This is a genomic window from Nesterenkonia aurantiaca (genome assembly GCF_004364585.1).
Taxonomy (GTDB): domain Bacteria; phylum Actinomycetota; class Actinomycetes; order Actinomycetales; family Micrococcaceae; genus Nesterenkonia; species Nesterenkonia aurantiaca.
The window spans coordinates 133,610-149,574 of sequence record NZ_SOAN01000007.1 but is presented as its reverse complement, the minus strand read 5'-3'; the positions used below and the strand labels follow the sequence as shown (position 1 = coordinate 149,574).

Here is a 15,965-nt window from a genome sequence, read left to right as displayed (position 1 = left end):
ATGGCACGATCATCAATTCCGGTGAGGCCGGCCGATCCGCCGCGGAGCGGGCGGCTCAGTGACGCTTGGCGCGTTGTGCCGCCTTCTCGTAGAGGTTCTCGACCACACGCTGGAAGTCACGCATGACCTCGGCCCGGCGGATCTTCAGGGAGGGTGTCAGGTGCCCGGAGTCGATGGTGAAGTCGTCCTCGAGCACGGTGAAGCTGCGGATGGATTCAGCCTTCGAGACACTCGCATTGGTCGAGTCGATGACCTGCTGCAGATGCTCCAGGACCTGAGGGTGCTCCGTGAGCTCGCTCATCGAGGTGTCCGGGTCGAGGCCTCTGCTGCGCAGCCAGGCCGGTATGACATCACCGTCCAGGGTGATCATCGCGGAGATGAAGGGTCTGCCGTCACCGACGACCACCGCCTGGGAGACCAACAGGTCTGCCCGGATGGAGTCCTCGAGCTGAGCGGGAGCGACGTTCTTGCCCCCGGCGGTCACCAGGATCTCCTTCTTGCGGCCGGTGATGATCAGCCGTCCCGCATCATCGAGCCGGCCCAGGTCGCCGGTGTTGAACCACCCGTCGGCTGTGAAGGATTCCGCGTTGAGCTCGGGCCGGTTGTGGTAGCCGCGGAAGACGCTGCTGCCCTTGACCAGCAGCTCGCCGTCGGCTTCGACGCGCACAGCGTTGCCGGGCAGTGGGATCCCAACGGTGCCGATCCGGTAGACCGAGGGGATGTTGCCGGTGACCGGCGCCGTAGTCTCGGTGAGCCCGTAGCCCTCGATGATCTGGATGCCCACGCCGTTGAAGAAGTGCCCCAGCCGCTCACCCAGCGGCGAGCCCCCGGAGAAGGCGTGGGTGACGTTGCCGCCCATCCGATGGCGCAGCTTCGAGTAGACCAGCTTGCTGAACACCGCATGCTTGAGCCGAAGTCCCAGCGGGACACGGCCCTCGGCGGAGGCCCGTGACCAGTCCACGGCCACATCAGCGGCAATGGTGAAGATCCGTTTCTTCCCATCGCCTTCGGCCTTGAGCGCCGCGGCGTTATAGATCTTCTCGAAGACTCGAGGGACCCCGAGCAGGAACGTCGGGCGGATCACCCCGAGATCCTCGATGAGCTGCTTGATATCGGGAGTGTGCGCCACTCGACCACCGGCGGCGATGAAGATCACCGAGATGAATCGGGCGAAGACGTGGGCCATGGGCAGGAACAGCACGGTGGAGGAGTGTTTGCCGACGACGCCGTCCATGGCGGCCAAGGTCTGCAGGCTGTGGTCCACGAAGTTGCCGTGCGTCAGCTCGCAGCCTTTGGGCCGACCGGTGGCCCCGGAGGTGTAGATGATGGTGGCGAGGTCTGCACCGTCGGCGCTGGCCCGGCGGGTCTCCAGATCCTGGTCCGGCACGGACCCACCGGCCTCACGGAGCTGGTCCAGGACGCTGGACTCGATCAACAGCACCTCGGGGGTCTTCTGCAGTCCGGAATCCCGCAGGCCCAGGAGGATGGTCTCGCGATGCGAAGTCGTCTCGGCGAAGACCAGGCTGAGCTCAGAGTCCTCCGCGATCCAGGCGATCTGCGCGGCCGAGGAGGTCTCATAGACCGGTACCGAGACGGCGCCGGCGTACCAGAGCGCAAAGTCCAACAGGCTCCACTCATACCGGGTGGCCGACATGATCCCGATACGATCACCCGGCGCGACGCCGCGCTGGATGAGACCCTTGGCGAGAGCTTCCACGTCGGCGTGGAAGGCGGCGGCGGACACCTCGACCCATTCGCCGGACGCGTCACGGCGGGTGAAAAGGACGTTCTCGGGATCCTCGGTCCGCTGCTGTTCCAAGAGATCGGTGGTGTTCATATCGGACGGCACATCGATCAGCGCCGATATCGCGGTTTCCTGCACGGAGTTCCTCCCGGTCTGGTGACGCGCTCTTCGGTGAGTGCTGCTGGTGATCCGGTGGTGACCACTGCCTGGGCAAGAATATCGTGCCCGGGGGGCCAGGCGTTCAGGGGCGAAATCCGGCGACCTCGTGTGAAGTGCCCGTCCATGCTGACCCGCCTGCGCTGGTCCCGGCCGGGGCGCACCCGGTTTGTCGCATGCTTATGCCATGTCCCATCCCTATGGACGGACATAGCGATGGGACATGGCATAGGCATGCGACAGTCTTCTCCGGCGGAGGGTCTACACCGACGGGAGATCTACATGTTTGATCGCGCCGTCCTGCAGGCGCAGCAGCAGGCTGCGCGGCGCGCGAGCGAGGTCACTCTGGTAGCGGATGCTGAAGGGCTCCTCGGCCGCCAGAGCAATGGGAAGGTCGAGCGGGTCCCGCTGGAGAGACTCGGCCAGACTGTCCCCGTCATTGAGGATGGCGACGACCGTGGCGTCGAGACTGCTGGTCAGAGTGATGATGCCAGGCTGATGCGAGGCGGTGATCCGTGCGTCCTTGCCGGTGTGCCCACGCGCAATGGCCACCACGATGGCCGCCACCGCCAATATCACGATCGCGCCGGCAGCGAGCCAGTTCGCGGAGAGAATGTCCATGGACCCAACCCTACTCACCGCGACGGAGACCCATGACGGCGGGGGAGCGGCCCAGAGTCCGATCCCCAGGCTCCAGAGCCCCTGACCATGCAGGTCCGGCGCGAGTTCGATGGCTGCGAAGAAGATGGCTGTAAAGAAATTTGAGGAGAGATTGAACGAAACCAGGGTGAATGGCGTATCCCCTAGACCATCTCACCCGTCGACCGAGGGGACGCCACGACATGAGCACCCGAGCTGAGCTAGAGGACCAGGCCCACTTCGCCCTGATGGACGTGAATAAGCACTGGTTGGAAGCGCTCACCGCCGAGCAGGCGAGGGATCGGACCGGCTCGCACGCCGCGTTCGAGGACATGATCACCGCCGCGCGCGCGGGCAAGGCCGCACTTGAGGCCCTGGAGAGCATGGGCGAGGAACGGCGGCGCAGGGGACACGCAGCCTGAGGTCAGGAGCCGTCCAGGGTTGCTCAGCCGCCACCGCGCAGCTGCCTGACGATCAGAGCGTGATTCTTCGCCATGCCCATCTGTCCACACAACGAAAAACGGCCCTGGTCGAATGACCAGGACCGTTCCATGGGGTGAGCGACGGGGCTTGAACCCGCGACCCTCGCGACCACAACGCGATGCTCTACCAGCTGAGCTACGCCCACCATGTGGAGCCGAGACCGGCTCCCGTACCCGCTGCTGATCAACCATGAGCGGCCGAAAGCAACGCATGTCAGTGTACACAGATTCTCCCCGGATCCGGAAATCGGCTCAGTTCTGCTTGAACACCGTCCGGCGATAGTGCCGAAGCTCCTCGATGGAGTCCTGGATATCGCCCAGCGCCCGGTGGTTGCCGGTCTTCGCCGGCGCGGCCTTCTTCGCCTCCGGGTACCAGCGCGAGGACAGCTCCTTGATGGTGGAGACATCGATCAGCCGGTAGTGCAGGTGCTTCATCAGCTCCGGCATGGCCACCCGCAGGAAGGCCTTGTCCGCGTGGATCGAGTTGCCGGCCAGCGGTGCGACCCCGGCCTCGGGGATCCAGGCCTTCACGTAGTCCAGGACCTTCTGCTCGGCGAACTGCACCGAGACCCCGTGCTTGAGATCCTCGAGCAGCCCTGATTCCGTGTGCATCTTCTGCACGATCGGCTCCATGGTCTTGAGCCGTTCGGCCGGGTCCGGGGCGATGACGACCTGCACCCCTTCGCCGAGGACGTTCAGCTCGGCGTCGGTGACAAGTGCCGCGATCTCCACCAGGACATCGTGATCGGGGTTCAGCCCGGTCATCTCACAGTCGATCCACACCATCCGGCCCGCCCAGGAGCCCCCGGGGGTGACCGGGACGGTCGTGGCGGATGAGGCGTTGGTCTCAGTCTCTTGGGAAGTCACGGTTCTCACTCTACCGACCGCCCGCCCGGCGCCGGGCTGAGCGGCACCAGTGGTGATAAATTCAAGGGCGATGAGCGCTGAGGCTGGAGCCGCCGAGAACAGCCCTGCACCGCGCGGTGCCGAGGGCGCCGTCGGGCTCGGCAACCCCGCCCACCCCGCCGAGGGTGAACCTCCTCGGCCCACGCAGCGCAAGCGGGACATCTGGCTGCACATCCTGCGCTCCTCCACCCGGCCCAAGAGCGTCTGGTCCCCGATGGTCGAAGGCCTGCTCGGGTCGATGCTGGTGCTACTGGGCTCCTTCGGCGTCGGATGGCTGGTGAGCGTCTCGCCGTTGTCCCGCCAGCCGTGGATCATCACGTTCCGCACCGAGACGGTGGGCGTGGTCCTCGCCACGATCGCGCTGACCCTGGGCTGCTGGGTCATGCTGCGCGCCTGGCTGCGCCTGGGCCGGGTGCTGGAGAACCCCGACCCGAACCAGCCGTGGCCCACCCGCTCGCTGCGCACGGTCAACGCCGCCGTCGTGCTCTGGTCGCTCCCGCAGCTGGTCGCGATCCCGATCTTCTCCCGTGACGTCTTCGCCTACCTCAACCAGGGCCGCCTGGTCCTGGCCGGGCAGGACCCCTACACCACCGGGGTCTCCAGCTTGGACAACTGGTTCCAACTGGGCACCGACATCCTCTGGGCCGAATCCGAGACCCCGTATGGCCCGCTGTTCCTCTGGCTCGAGGCCGCCGTGATGCGCATCGCCGGAGACAGCCCCGACCTGGCGCTCTTTCTGTTCCGGCTCGCCTGCGTGGGCGGGGTGGTCATGATGATGATCTTCGTGCCCAAGCTGGCCCGGATCCACGGGGTCGACCCGGCCCGCGCACAGTGGATCACCCTGGCGAACCCGCTGCTGATCATCAGCTTCATCTCCAGCGCCCACAACGACGCGATCATGGTCGGCTTCGCTCTCGCCGGGGTCTATGCCGCGGCCCACAGCCGGGGAGTGCTCGCCACGCTGCTGGTGGTGGTCTCGATCGGGATCAAACCGATCACCATCGTGCTGCTTCCCTTCATCGGGCTGCTCTGGGCCGGACCGGGAGCCTCCTGGTCGCGGAAGTTCACCTACTGGTTCCTGACCGCCGGGATCGCCGGCACCGTGATGATCGGCATCGGTCTGGTGCAGGGCTACGGGTTCGGCTGGCTCGCCGTGCTGGCAGGCACCGGCACCGGCAGCGTCTTCTGGTCCCCGATCGGGATCGCCGACGGCTGGCTGGGCACGCTGCTGCGCTCCTTCGGACTCGACAGCGGCTGGACGCTGGAGGTCTTCAAGGTGGCCGGCCGGATCCTCTCGGTGGCCGTGGTGCTGTGGCTGATGTTCCGGGGCGATGAGAAGTTCATCGTCCAGCGGATGGTCTGGGCGTTCACCGCGCTGGTGGTGCTCTCCCCGATCGTCCAGCCCTGGTACCTGCTGTGGCTGCTGCCGCTGTTCGCCATCACCGGGATCCGCAAAGACTGGCAGTTCAAGTGGGTGGTGTTCACCATCGCCTTCTTCCTGGCCTTCGGCGCCTCGGACCAGCTCTCGATCTACCAGTTCCTGCAGCTGGACCAGGAGATGCTGGCCCTGTCCATCACCGTGTCCTGGATCTGCATCATCTGGCTGGGGCTGCTGGACCGGCAGACCCGCTGGGTGGTCTGGGACGGCTGGGGCCTGCCCGCGGTCCGCTGGGAATGGCCCAGGCTGCGCGGCCGCCGCGCCGCCGAGGATGCCGGGGATGCCGAGGACGACGACGCCGACGACGCCGCACCGGTCAGCGCAGGATCGGTCAGCGCAGAATCGGTCAGTGCAGCACCAGTCACCCCCGAACCGGTCACCGCTCAGGGCGCGCGGCCCGGGGGAGAGGAGCCCACCCCCGGTGCGCGCTAACCTGGTCTCCCGCAACGCGCTGCGCGCCCGGTCCTTCCTGGGCCAGTGGCCGCCGACCGCCTGGCTGATCGGCGGCGAAGAAGCCGCCGCCTCGCACACCGCACGTCAGGGGCTGCTCGCCTCGATCATGATCATGCTGGGCTCCTGGGGCGTCGGCTGGCTGGCGATGACCCCGCAGTCGCTGCTCGCGCTGAACCCGCTGCTGCTGCCGCTGCGCACGACGACCGCGGGGGTGGTCGCCTGCACGGTGCTGCTGGTCTTCGGCGCGCTGCTGCTCGTGCGCTCCTGGCTGCGACTCTCCCAGCGGGTAGGGTCCTGGTCACCCCGGGCGACCCCGGTGATGCGCCGAACCTTGATCATGTGGGCCACCCCGCTGATGTTCACCCTGCCGATCTTCTCCCGCGACGTCTTCTCCTACCTCGCCCAGGGCCGGGTGCTGCACGCCGGGCTGAACCCCTATGAGCACGGGGTCTCCGAGCTCCCCGGGTGGTTCATGGAGGGAGCCGACGGGCTCTGGGCCGAATCCCCGTCGCCCTACGGACCGCTGTTCCTGGTGCTCGCACAGCTGGTCTGGTTCGTCTCTGGCGGCGTCCCGGAGATCGCCATCCTGCTCTTCCGCGGACTGGCTCTGGTCGGGATGGCGCTGATGCTCTACTGCATCCCGCGGCTGGCTCGAGCCTTCGGCTCCGAGCCCTCCTGGGCGCTGTGGCTGTGCCTGCTGAACCCGATGACGCTGCTGGTGTTTCTGCCCGCGGCGCACAACGACGCGCTGATGATCGGACTGATGCTCGCCGGCACCCTGGCCGGGCTGCGTCGAAGACGCCTGCTGTGCATCGTCTTGTTGGTCGCGGGGATCGCGGTCAAGCCCATCGCCATGGTGGTGCTGCCCTTCATCCTGCTGCTGCCGCTGCGCAGCACCGCGGCGCTGCGCCATCGCTTCCGCGAATGGGCCATCGGCGGAACCGCCGCGGCCGTGCTGCTGGTGGCCTCCGGCGCGGCGCTGGGCATCGGGCTGGGCTGGGTGGCCGCGGCCCTCGGGGCCGGTGGCGCGGTGCTGCAGGCCGCCCCGGTCGGACTGCTCGGCATCGGCCTGGGCGCCGGGCTGGCAGCGCTGACAGGTGTGGAGGCCGCCGTCGTCACCGAGATCTTCTACAACCTGGCGCGCGCCGCGGCCGGCGCGATGATCGCCTGGATGCTGCTGCGCCGCAACGTCGGCAACCCGGTGCTCTGGGCCGGCTACGGTCTGACCCTGGTGGTGCTGACCTCCTCGATCATCCAACCCTGGTACCTGCTCTGGCTGCTGCCCTTCTATGCCGTGGTGCACATCTACCGTGGGCGCGTGCTGGTGCTGGTCACCACGGTCATCACCGTGATGGTGCTGCTCTCCATGGTCAGCCAGCTCTCGGTGGCGCAGTGGATCGATGCCGCCGTGATCCACACCATCGCGATCGCAGTGGTCACGCTGTATCTGATCTACGTGGTGTTCCTGGACCCCAACACCACCGACTTCTTCGACATGCGCCGCCGCTCCCAGCGCTGGAATGCGCAGCACGGGTGGCAGCGGCTGAGAGGATTGAGCGCGCCGCGCACCTCCTGGGCGGCCGAGGACATCTACGAGAAGGACACCACGTGAAGCTCCCCGGCTCCCGGCTGCTCTGGCTGCTGCTGACCGCGACCACCCTGGGCGCCGCGCTGTCGGTGGTCGCCGTGCAGTGGTGCCGGATCAACGGCTGGACCGACCCCGATCAGCACATCCACATGTGCTATTCCGACTTCTCGCTGCTGTTCAGCCAGCGCGGACTCGCCGAAGGGCTCTTCCCCTTCGTCGACGACGTCCCGGCGGACCAGGTCATGGAGTACCCGGTGCTGCTGGTCATGGTGGCCGGGGTGCTCGCCCTGCTGGTCCCCGGGCAGGGCATCACCGAGGAACGGATCCTGGCGTTCTACGACCTCAACCACTTCGCGGTGGTGCTGTGCTGGCTCGGCGTGGTCCTGGCCACCGCCTACTCCACCGCCGGGCACCGCCGCAAGGACGCGCTGATGGTCGCCCTGGCCCCGGGAATCATCCTCTCGCTGTCGATCAACTGGGACATGTGGGCGGTCTTCCTGGGCGCGCTGGCGCTGCTGCTCTGGGGCCGCTCACATCCGGTCTGGGCCGGGGTGCTGATCGGCCTGGGGACGGCGATGAAGCTCTACCCGCTCTTCTTCCTGGGCGCGATCCTGGTGCTGTGCCTGCGCAGCGGACGGCTGCGCTCCTTCGCCGCGACCACGCTCGCCGCGGTGCTCACCTGGCTCGCGGTGAACCTGCCCTTCATGCTTCTGCAGTTCGAGCAGTGGTCGACCTTCTACCGCTTCTCCTCCGAGCGCGATGTCAGCTTCTCCTCGGTCTGGCTGTTCTTCAGCTGGCTGCCGCTGGACGGAGCTGGGTTCTCGCTGCTCTCCAACGGGCTCTTCCTGCTGTGCTGCCTCGGCGTCGCCTACCTGGGCCTGGCCGCGCCGACCCGACCGCGGATGGCGCAGCTGTGCTTCCTGATCGTCGCCAGCTTCCTGCTGCTGGGGAAGGTCTACTCCCCGCAGTTCGTGATCTGGCTGATCCCGCTGCTGGTGCTGGCCCGCCCGAAGGTCCGCGGCTACCTTCTCTGGCAGGCCGCGGAGGTCTACCACTGGGTCTCGGTGTGGATGATGAGCGCGAAGATCACCTCCGGCGGGGAGTTCGCCGGCGGCACCGAGCTGATCGACTGGGCCTACCACCTCGGGATCCTGGCCCATATGGCCACCCTGATCTATCTGATGGTCCAGGTGGTCCGCGAGATCCTGGATCCCGAGAAGGACATCGTGCGCAGCCGGGACCGTGACCGGGTCACGGTGAGCGCAGCAGCGGCCGACGACGAGGCGCACAGCTCCGAGTGGCTCGCCGCCGAACCGCGGCGGAAAGAGCTGGGGGAGAGCGACCCGTTGGCCGGGGTCACCCGTGGGCAGCCCGAGACCTTCGCGCTGCCCGGACTCGGCCGGCCCACCTCGTGGAGACTGCGCTGGTGAACCGCCCTCCGACGCCACAGGCTCGCCCGGATTCCGGTGACGGACTGCTTCCGCGGCTCCGGAGGCTCTGATGCTTGAGATGCTCACCGTGATCGGGCCGATGTTCCTGGTGCTCGGCGTCGGATTCGCCGCCGGGTTCGTCCCGCGCTTCCGCAGCGCCCAGGACCACCTCAACGGCTTCCTGTTCTACTTCGCGCTGCCCACCTTCATCTACACCGCGATGGTCACGGCTCCGCCCACCGCCGGCTTCCCCGTGCTGGCGGTGGCGATCGTCGCCGTGGTGACCCCACTGGTCTCCATCGCGCTGTACTACGGCAGCTTCCTCTTCGGCGCCCGCGGCCGGGAGGGCGCGGCGGCGACCTCACTGGCCGGCAGCTTCGGCAACGTCGGGTACTTCGGGATCCCGGTCTCGATCAGCGTGATCGGCCCGGAGGCCGGACTGGCCGCCGGGATCGTGCACATGGTGCACAACCTGATCTACCTCAACGGCTACCCGCTGGTGCGCACCATAGTGGCTTCCCGCGCCGAGCAGTCCTCGGCGGCGGGCACGAATGCCGCAGACCCGAGGAAGACCGGCCGGGCCGCCGGCGTCGGGCAGCTGCTGCGCACCCAGATCGGGCCGATCTTCAAGCGTGCGCTGCTGCTGAACCCGGTGTTCATCGCGATGGGGCTGGCGCTGCTGGTGGTGTTCAGCCCGCTGGGACTGCCGGCGCCGATCAACGAATCGGTGAGCCTGCTGGGGCAGACGGCGGTGCCGCTGGCGCTGTTCTGCGTCGGGCTGGCGCTGCACCCGGCGATCGAGGGGATCCGCAGCGGGGGAGTGCCCAAGCGGCTGATCACACTGGGCACTCTGGGCAAGATCCTGGTCCTGCCGCTGCTGACCTGGCTGGCGGTGCTGCCCTTCTACGACCAGCTCGGACCGGTCTGGGCCGGCACGCTGATCATCATCGCCGCCATGCCCTCCTCCACCACGGTCTACATCTTCGCGCAGCAGTACGAGGGTGACGGCCGCCTGGCCGCCTCGATCCTGGTGACCAGCACGCTGGCCTGCCTGCTCACGCTCCCGCTGCTGGCGGAGCTGCTGCTCTGATCCTCCCGGCGTCGACCTCGTAGACGCTGCTGACATGGCGCAGCACCGCGCTGCGGTGGGCGATCATGATCACCGTGGCGCTGGTGGCCTCGGGCATGCGTCGCAGGATCTCGGCCTGGGTGAGCGGATCCTGCGCCGAGGTGATCTCATCGAGGATCAGCACCGGGCTGCGGCGCAGATACCCGCGGGCCAGCGCCAGACGCTGGGACTGGCCTCCGGAGAGCCGCGCGCCCTCAGCTCCCATCTGGGTGTCCAGACCTTCGGGCATCGCGGCGATGTCACCGTCGAAGCAGGCCGAACGGCACGCGGCCAGCACCTGCTCCTCGGTGGCCGCCGGGCTGCCCAGCAGCAGGTTTTCGCGGATGCTGCCGCTGATCAGCACCGGGCGCTGCTCCACCACGGTGATATGTGCGCGCAGCGCGGCCAGCGAGAGCTCACGCACGTCGGTGCCGCCGAGTCGCACTTCGCCGGCCTGGGGGTCCCAGACCCGGGTCAGCAGCGAGGCGAGCGTGGATTTGCCGGATCCGCTGACCCCGACGACGGCGGCCACCGCTCCGGGCTTGATCCGCAGGTCCACCTCCTGCAGCACCTCCCGCTCGGTGCCGGGGTAGCCGAAGCTGACGCCGTGGAAGGACACCGAGGCGGCGGCCTCGTGCTCGGTGTGCACCGGGACCGGGTGCTTCGGCTCGGCGACCTCCGGGGAGCTCTCCTCGAGCTCGCGCAGGTTCGCCGCGGAGGCCAGCGCAGCGGGCAGCGAGAGCCCCAGCGCCTCGATCGCGGCCAAGGCCGGTGCGGTGCCCGGCACCAGGGCGAGCACCAGCAGCAGCTCGGTGTAGCCGATCACGCCTGCCTGGGCCTGCGGCAGTCCCAACAGCAGCAGCACGAAGAGCGCGAGCACCTGCCAGCCCTGCCCGGCGGCGGCGCGCAGCCCCTGCAGCACCGAGGCGCCGCCTGAGTTCTCACCGATCTGGGCGCCGATCCGGTCCACCCTTAGTGCGCGCTGTTCCTGGGCGCCGAAGATCGTGATCTCCTGCCGGCCGCGCAGATCATCGCTGATCTCCTGGGCCAGCGCACCGCGGGCCCGGACCGCGGCGGTGCTGCTTGCACGGGCACCACGGCGCCCGAGGCCGATCAGCGTGGCCGCCGCGGCCAGGAAGATCAGCAGCAGCCCCAGTGCCAGCGCGGGCCCGGTGAGGGTCCAGGTGAGCGCCACCGCGGTGGCGGGGATGACCACGGCGGTCACCACCGGGGCCAGGGTGTGCGCGAAGAAGACCTCTACCCGGTCCACGTCGCGGGTGGCCGCAGAGAGCAGCCGGCCGCTGCCGCGGGAGGCGGTCACCGCCGGGGCGAGCGGGATCAGCTTCTCGTAGAGCCGGACCCGCAGCTGCTCCAGCAGTGCGAAGGCGGCGGTGTGTCCGGAGAGCTGCTCGGCGTAGCGGGTCAGGCCCTTGGCCGCGGCCAGGGTGATCATCACCGCGATGACGCTGCCCAGCGGCGGGACCTGTTGACCGTCGGCGAGGCGTCCCACCAGCCATGCCGGGTAGGCCAGCAGGGCGGCGCCGCAGAGCAGGGTCAGTGTGCGGGCGAAGGCTGAGAGCGCGAGCAGCCCGGCGGAGCCCCGGGCCAGTGTCAGCAGATGCAAGATCATCGGTCTTCCCCTTCTCCGGCCGTGGCCTGCGCGTAATAGCCGGACTGGGCGAGCAGCTCCTCCGGGTTGCCCAGCGCCGCGGGCTCTCCAGCCTCGAGCACCAGGACCTGATCGGCCCAGCGGGTGGTGGCCAGCCGGTGGGCGATGAGGATCAGCGTGTGGTCTCCGGCGAGGCCGCGCAGGGTCTCATCGACCAGCCGTTCTGCCCGCCGGTCCAGGTCGGCGGTGGGCTCATCCAGGATCAGCAGCTTTGCCCCGGAGAGCAGCGCACGGGCGATCGCCAGGCGGCGGATCTGTCCCCCGGAGAGGGCTCCGCCGTCCTCGCCGACCTGGGTGGCCAGCCCGCGCGGCTTCGCTGCGATCTCCGCGTCCAGGCGCGCCTGGGTCAGGACCTCCCAGAGCTGGTCATCGGTGGCCTCGGGCCGGGCCAGGCGAAGGTTCTCGGCCACAGTGCCGGAGAAGATGAACGGCTTCTGCGCGACGGTCACGGCGGCCTGCTGAAGCGCAGTCGAGTCGGCAGGTCGCCCTTCCAGCAGCAGCTCTCCGGTGGCGTGCGGGATCAGTCCCTGCAGCACCTGGGCCAGCGTGGACTTGCCCGCACCGGAAGGCCCGACGACGGCGATCGCGGCGCCGCGCGTCACGCTCAGCGTGACCCCACGCAGCACGCGCTCGCCGCCGCGATCCACCCCGAGATCCTCCAGGCGCAGCAGCTCCGTGGTCTGGGCTGAGGTCCGGGCCGGGAACTGGGCGAGCGGCTGGGCAGGAGACTGGGCAGGGGACTCGGCTGCGGTCTCGGCGGGGGTCCTGGACGTCGCCTCCCCCGGGGTGCTCAGGGTCTGGGTGAACAGCCCCTGCTGGGTCCGCCCGGCCATCGCCACGTAGAAGGAGCGACCGAGCTTGTCGATGGGTTCATAGAGCAGCGTGGTCAGCAGCACCACGGCGAGGAAATCGCCAGCGGTGATCGCACCATCCTGGAAGCGCCACAGCGCAAGGCCGACGGCGGAGGTGATCATCACCAGGGAGAACAGGGCGTCGTTGACCAGAATCATCAGCTGGCTGCGCCTGAGCAGGGCCACCGCCTGGACCCGGAGCGCGGCGGCCGCCTCGGCGACGCTGCGCCGGCCGGCATCTTCGGCGCCGAGCAGCACCAGGCCGCCGAGCGAGCGCAGGACCTCCTGGAACTTCGCGGTCGCCGCCCCGGCGAGCCGCCGGTAGGCGGCGGTGGGGCCGCGGAAGCGTTTCAGGAAGAACCGGACCAGCAGCGGAACCAGCAGCACCAGGACGAGCAGCACGACCGCGATGATCGGGTCCACGAAGCTGCCCAGCATCAGCAGCACCAGCGCCGGGGCCGTGAAGGCCGCCAGGGCCGGACCCAGAAACTCCGCACGGTACTCGGCGATGCGCTCGACCCCGCCGGTGAGCAGATCAGCCTCACCCATGCCGGGACGCCCACCGCCGGCGCGCCCCGCTGGACGCCCACCACCGGCGCGCCCGTGGGCTGCGCCGGCGTGGCTGGGCGCGGGGGGCCGTGACGCGACCCTCGACGCGCCCCTCGCAGCACCCGTCGCCGTACCCGCCGGATCGCGGTTCAGGGCGGCCCGGATTCCGCTGCCGCGCCAGCGCAGTTCTTCTACCGCGCGCAGCCGAGGCGGCACGGACGCGGCGATGCCGGAGCAGATCACCGCCACGGCGCCGGCGACCGCGCCGAGGATCAGCCCGCCGGTGGTGTCCGTGGCGTTCAGGGCAGCGTCGAGCACCCGCCCGAGGGCGAGGAACAGGGTGGTCAGCGCGAGCGTGCGCGCCCATTGCAGGGCGGTCGCGATCCAGGCGCGGGGAGGCATGTCTTGCAGAAGCACGCCTCAGATCATTCCAGGTTCAGCGGCCCTCCGGGAGCGAGCGCAACATTTGCGAAGCGGGTCCCGATCCGTTGCTGGGCCGCAGTGTCCGGGTGCAGCTGGTCCGGCATCGGCAGCTCCGCCTCGTCGGGTTCCCCGAAGAGCTCCAGACCGTCGAGGAAGTGCAGCTGCGGATCCTCCGTGCGGCGTGCCTGGACGATCTCGCGCAGCGTACGGCGGATCACCTGCAGGGTGAGCTTGCCGGAGGCCACCTCGCGGGAATCTCCCATCGAGGAGAAGCGCGGGCCTGACTCCAGCAGCTCCATCTGTAACGGTCCGGGCCGGGTCTCCTGGATCGCGCAGTGCAGCGGGGAGACCAGCAGCAGCGGGGTCTCGGCGTGTGGACCCTCGCGGATCGTGTCGAGGAAGCCATGCACCGCCGGGATGAAGGTGCGCAGGCGCATCGTGTCCCCGTTGGTGATGTTGATCCCCAGCTTCAGGCTGATCACATCGGCCTGGGCGGAGCGGATGGTCCTGGCGGTGAACGGGTCAAGCATCGCCTGTCCGGCGAGCCCGAGGTTGGTCAGCTGCACCCCGGCGGCCCGGGCGGCCACCACGGGCCAGGTGCCGGTCGGGTGGCTGACGGCGAAGCCGTGGCTGATCGAGCTGCCGTGATGCAGCCAGCGGGTCGTCCCCTCGGCTCCAGCAGGGATCACCGTGGCGTCGGATTCCAGTCCGACCAGCTCGGTCCGCTCGTCATGGGGCAGCCAGATCTGCACATCGTGGGCGCCCGGAGGCAGCCGGGGCAGTTCGATCCGGGCGTCGCCGCCCCTGGTGCTGGAGACCTCACCGGTGATCGGGTCGCTGCGGCGGGTGGTGCCCACGCCCTGCACCGGCGAGGACAGCTGGGCGTAGAGCTCCCCGTCCACCAGCACGTCGTAGACCGCACCGTGCGGAATCTCATCCCCGGTGAGCTCGCGGGTCGGGTGGGTGATCAGCGCCAGTCTCGAGGCCTCGGTGCGGAAGTCCAGGTGGACTCCGCTGGGCTCTGCGGCCACGCGCTCCACACCGGGATCGGTGCTCTGGCGCCGCGCGGTGGCGGGCAACCGCCAGGGCAGCAGACCCCGGTCGGTGAACTCGTGCTCCAGCGCACCGAGGAGCAGCGGGGCCAGGGCCTCGGCAGAGATTCTCATATGTGTCCCCAATCCCAGGAGTCGCGTGGGCTGAACAGTACCAACCGGCGGGCCGGGTCTGTTCAACCGCTGTTAACCTTCCTGCTTGAGTGTGGGTCCCGATGACTGAGCATTCAGCGGACGACGCCGGCCCCGCCGCCTCCCGACACCCCGGCACCGTGGCAGAGGTCTTCCTGGTCTTCCTGCGTCTGGGGCTCACCTCATTCGGCGGTCCGGTGGCCCACCTGGCCTACTTCCGTGACGCCTTCGTCACTCACCGGCAGTGGCTGAGCGAGAAGGCCTACGCGGACCTGGTGGGACTCTGCCAGTTCCTGCCCGGCCCGGCGTCGAGCCAGGTGGGCATGGCACTCGGGCTGCAGCGCGCCGGCTACCCCGGGATGATCGCGGCCTGGTTCGCGTTCACGATGCCTTCAGTGGCGCTGCTGGTCGTCTTCGCACTGGGAGTCCAGCATGCCGGGGACCTCACCGAGGCCGGGTGGATCGATGGGTTCAAGGCCGCCGCGGTGGCAGTGGTGGCCCACGCTGTGCTCTCGATGGCCAAGACGCTGACCCCGGACGCTCCGCGCGCCTCCATCGCCGCCGCCGCGATGGTGCTGGTGCTGCTCGTGCCGCACCCCTTCATCCAGGTCGCTGCGATCCTGATCGCCGGGATCACCGGCTTCCTCTGGCTGCGCGGCCCAGATGCCGGACCCAGGCCCGCGGACGCCTTCACAGTGCGAGTCTCCCGGCGCTCCGCATGGACCGCAGCGACGCTCTTCGCCGCGCTGCTGGCTGGACTGCCGGTGCTCGCGGCCACCACCGGCGCCGGATGGACCGCGATGATCGACTCGTTCTACCGGGCCGGGGCGCTGGTGTTCGGCGGCGGGCATGTGGTGCTTCCGCTGCTGCAGGCAGAGACCGTCCCCGCCATGGTGGACCCTGAGGTCTTCCTCGCCGGTTACGGGGCCGCCCAGGCGGTGCCTGGTCCGCTGTTCACCTTCGCCGGGTTCCTCGGTGCCTCCAGCATGGGCGAGCCCACCGGCGTGCTCGGCGCGGTCATCGCGGTGCTGGCGATCTTTCTGCCCGCTGCCCTGCTGGTGATCGCGGCGCTGCCGTTCTGGGAGCGGCTGCGCGGCAATGTGTCTGCACAGAAGGCACTGGCCGGGGTCAACGCCGGCGTGGTCGGCATCCTGGCCGCGGCGCTCTACACCCCGGTGTTCACCGCCGGGGTGCTCGAGGTCGGGATCGAGGCCCTGGCGCTGGCGGTGCTGGCCTTCGTGGCGCTGAACAGCTGGCGGGCCCCGGCCTGGGCGGTGGTGCTTGCTGCGGGGCTGCTCGGCTGGGCGCTGCTATGAGCCCCTCGACTGGCCGGGGGACACAGTGC

General features: G+C 69.1%; 12 protein-coding genes and 1 tRNA gene. 6 read left to right on the top strand and 7 right to left on the bottom strand.

What is annotated here, in order from left to right; genetic code table 11:
• Positions 1-55: 55 nt before the first annotated feature.
• On the bottom strand, positions 56-1,882 hold the full coding sequence (locus tag EV640_RS10070; protein ID WP_133726380.1) for an AMP-dependent synthetase/ligase: 1,827 nt from the start codon (positions 1,880-1,882) through the stop codon (positions 56-58).
• Between the two features lie 279 nt (positions 1,883-2,161).
• Positions 2,162-2,521 carry a hypothetical protein gene (locus EV640_RS10065; protein ID WP_036475458.1) on the bottom strand — a complete coding sequence of 120 codons (360 nt, stop codon included), beginning with the start codon at positions 2,519-2,521 and terminating at the stop codon, positions 2,162-2,164.
• A gap of 221 nt (positions 2,522-2,742) precedes the next feature.
• Between EV640_RS10065 and EV640_RS10060 the strand changes: the two genes are divergently transcribed.
• Positions 2,743-2,961, top strand: coding sequence for a hypothetical protein (locus EV640_RS10060; protein WP_133726379.1), 219 nt, complete (start codon positions 2,743-2,745; stop codon positions 2,959-2,961).
• 130 nt (positions 2,962-3,091) lie between these two features.
• Here the strand turns inward: EV640_RS10060 and EV640_RS10055 are convergent.
• Both EV640_RS10055 and orn read right to left on the bottom strand, forming a co-directional pair.
• Positions 3,092-3,167: transfer RNA gene (locus tag EV640_RS10055), tRNA-His, on the bottom strand.
• A 106-nt stretch (positions 3,168-3,273) separates the two neighbouring features.
• Entirely contained in the window at positions 3,274-3,888 is a 615-nt protein-coding gene (orn, locus tag EV640_RS10050; RefSeq protein WP_051501156.1) for an oligoribonuclease, read from the bottom strand.
• A 70-nt stretch (positions 3,889-3,958) separates the two neighbouring features.
• Between orn and mptB (EV640_RS10045) the strand changes: the two genes are divergently transcribed.
• The 4 genes from mptB (EV640_RS10045) (at position 3,959) to EV640_RS10030 (ending at position 9,926) form a co-directional block, all read left to right on the top strand.
• Positions 3,959-5,797, top strand: coding sequence for a polyprenol phosphomannose-dependent alpha 1,6 mannosyltransferase MptB (gene mptB / locus EV640_RS10045; RefSeq protein WP_166645908.1), 1,839 nt, complete (start codon positions 3,959-3,961; stop codon positions 5,795-5,797).
• Positions 5,787-7,430 carry a polyprenol phosphomannose-dependent alpha 1,6 mannosyltransferase MptB gene (gene mptB / locus EV640_RS10040; RefSeq protein WP_051501155.1) on the top strand — a complete coding sequence of 548 codons (1,644 nt, stop codon included), beginning with the start codon at positions 5,787-5,789 and terminating at the stop codon, positions 7,428-7,430. Before mptB (EV640_RS10045) ends, mptB (EV640_RS10040) begins: the two co-directional genes overlap by 11 nt.
• Positions 7,427-8,836, top strand: coding sequence for a glycosyltransferase family 87 protein (locus EV640_RS10035; protein ID WP_036475454.1), 1,410 nt, complete (start codon positions 7,427-7,429; stop codon positions 8,834-8,836). The genes mptB (EV640_RS10040) and EV640_RS10035 overlap by 4 nt, the downstream gene beginning before the upstream one ends.
• A gap of 70 nt (positions 8,837-8,906) precedes the next feature.
• A complete protein-coding gene (locus EV640_RS10030) occupies positions 8,907-9,926 on the top strand; it encodes an AEC family transporter (RefSeq protein WP_036475452.1) in 1,020 nt (339 codons plus the stop codon).
• On the opposite strand, the gene EV640_RS10025 is transcribed toward EV640_RS10030, so the two are convergent.
• The 3 genes from EV640_RS10025 to EV640_RS10015 are packed head-to-tail and all read right to left on the bottom strand — an operon-like array spanning position 9,892 to position 14,602.
• Complete coding sequence (locus EV640_RS10025) at positions 9,892-11,574, bottom strand: amino acid ABC transporter ATP-binding/permease protein (RefSeq protein WP_036475450.1); 1,683 nt, start codon at positions 11,572-11,574, stop codon at positions 9,892-9,894. The genes EV640_RS10030 and EV640_RS10025 overlap by 35 nt on opposite strands.
• Positions 11,571-13,430: an ATP-binding cassette domain-containing protein gene (locus tag EV640_RS10020; protein WP_133726378.1), complete on the bottom strand. Its 1,860-nt coding sequence runs from the start codon at positions 13,428-13,430 to the stop codon at positions 11,571-11,573. Before EV640_RS10020 ends, EV640_RS10025 begins: the two co-directional genes overlap by 4 nt.
• An 8-nt stretch (positions 13,431-13,438) precedes the next feature.
• Positions 13,439-14,602, bottom strand: coding sequence for an SGNH/GDSL hydrolase family protein (locus EV640_RS10015; protein WP_133726377.1), 1,164 nt, complete (start codon positions 14,600-14,602; stop codon positions 13,439-13,441).
• A gap of 101 nt (positions 14,603-14,703) precedes the next feature.
• On the opposite strand from EV640_RS10015, the gene chrA reads away from it, so the two are divergent.
• On the top strand, positions 14,704-15,936 hold the full coding sequence (gene chrA / locus EV640_RS10010) for a chromate efflux transporter (RefSeq protein ID WP_036475448.1): 1,233 nt from the start codon (positions 14,704-14,706) through the stop codon (positions 15,934-15,936).
• Positions 15,937-15,965: the final 29 nt, after the last annotated feature.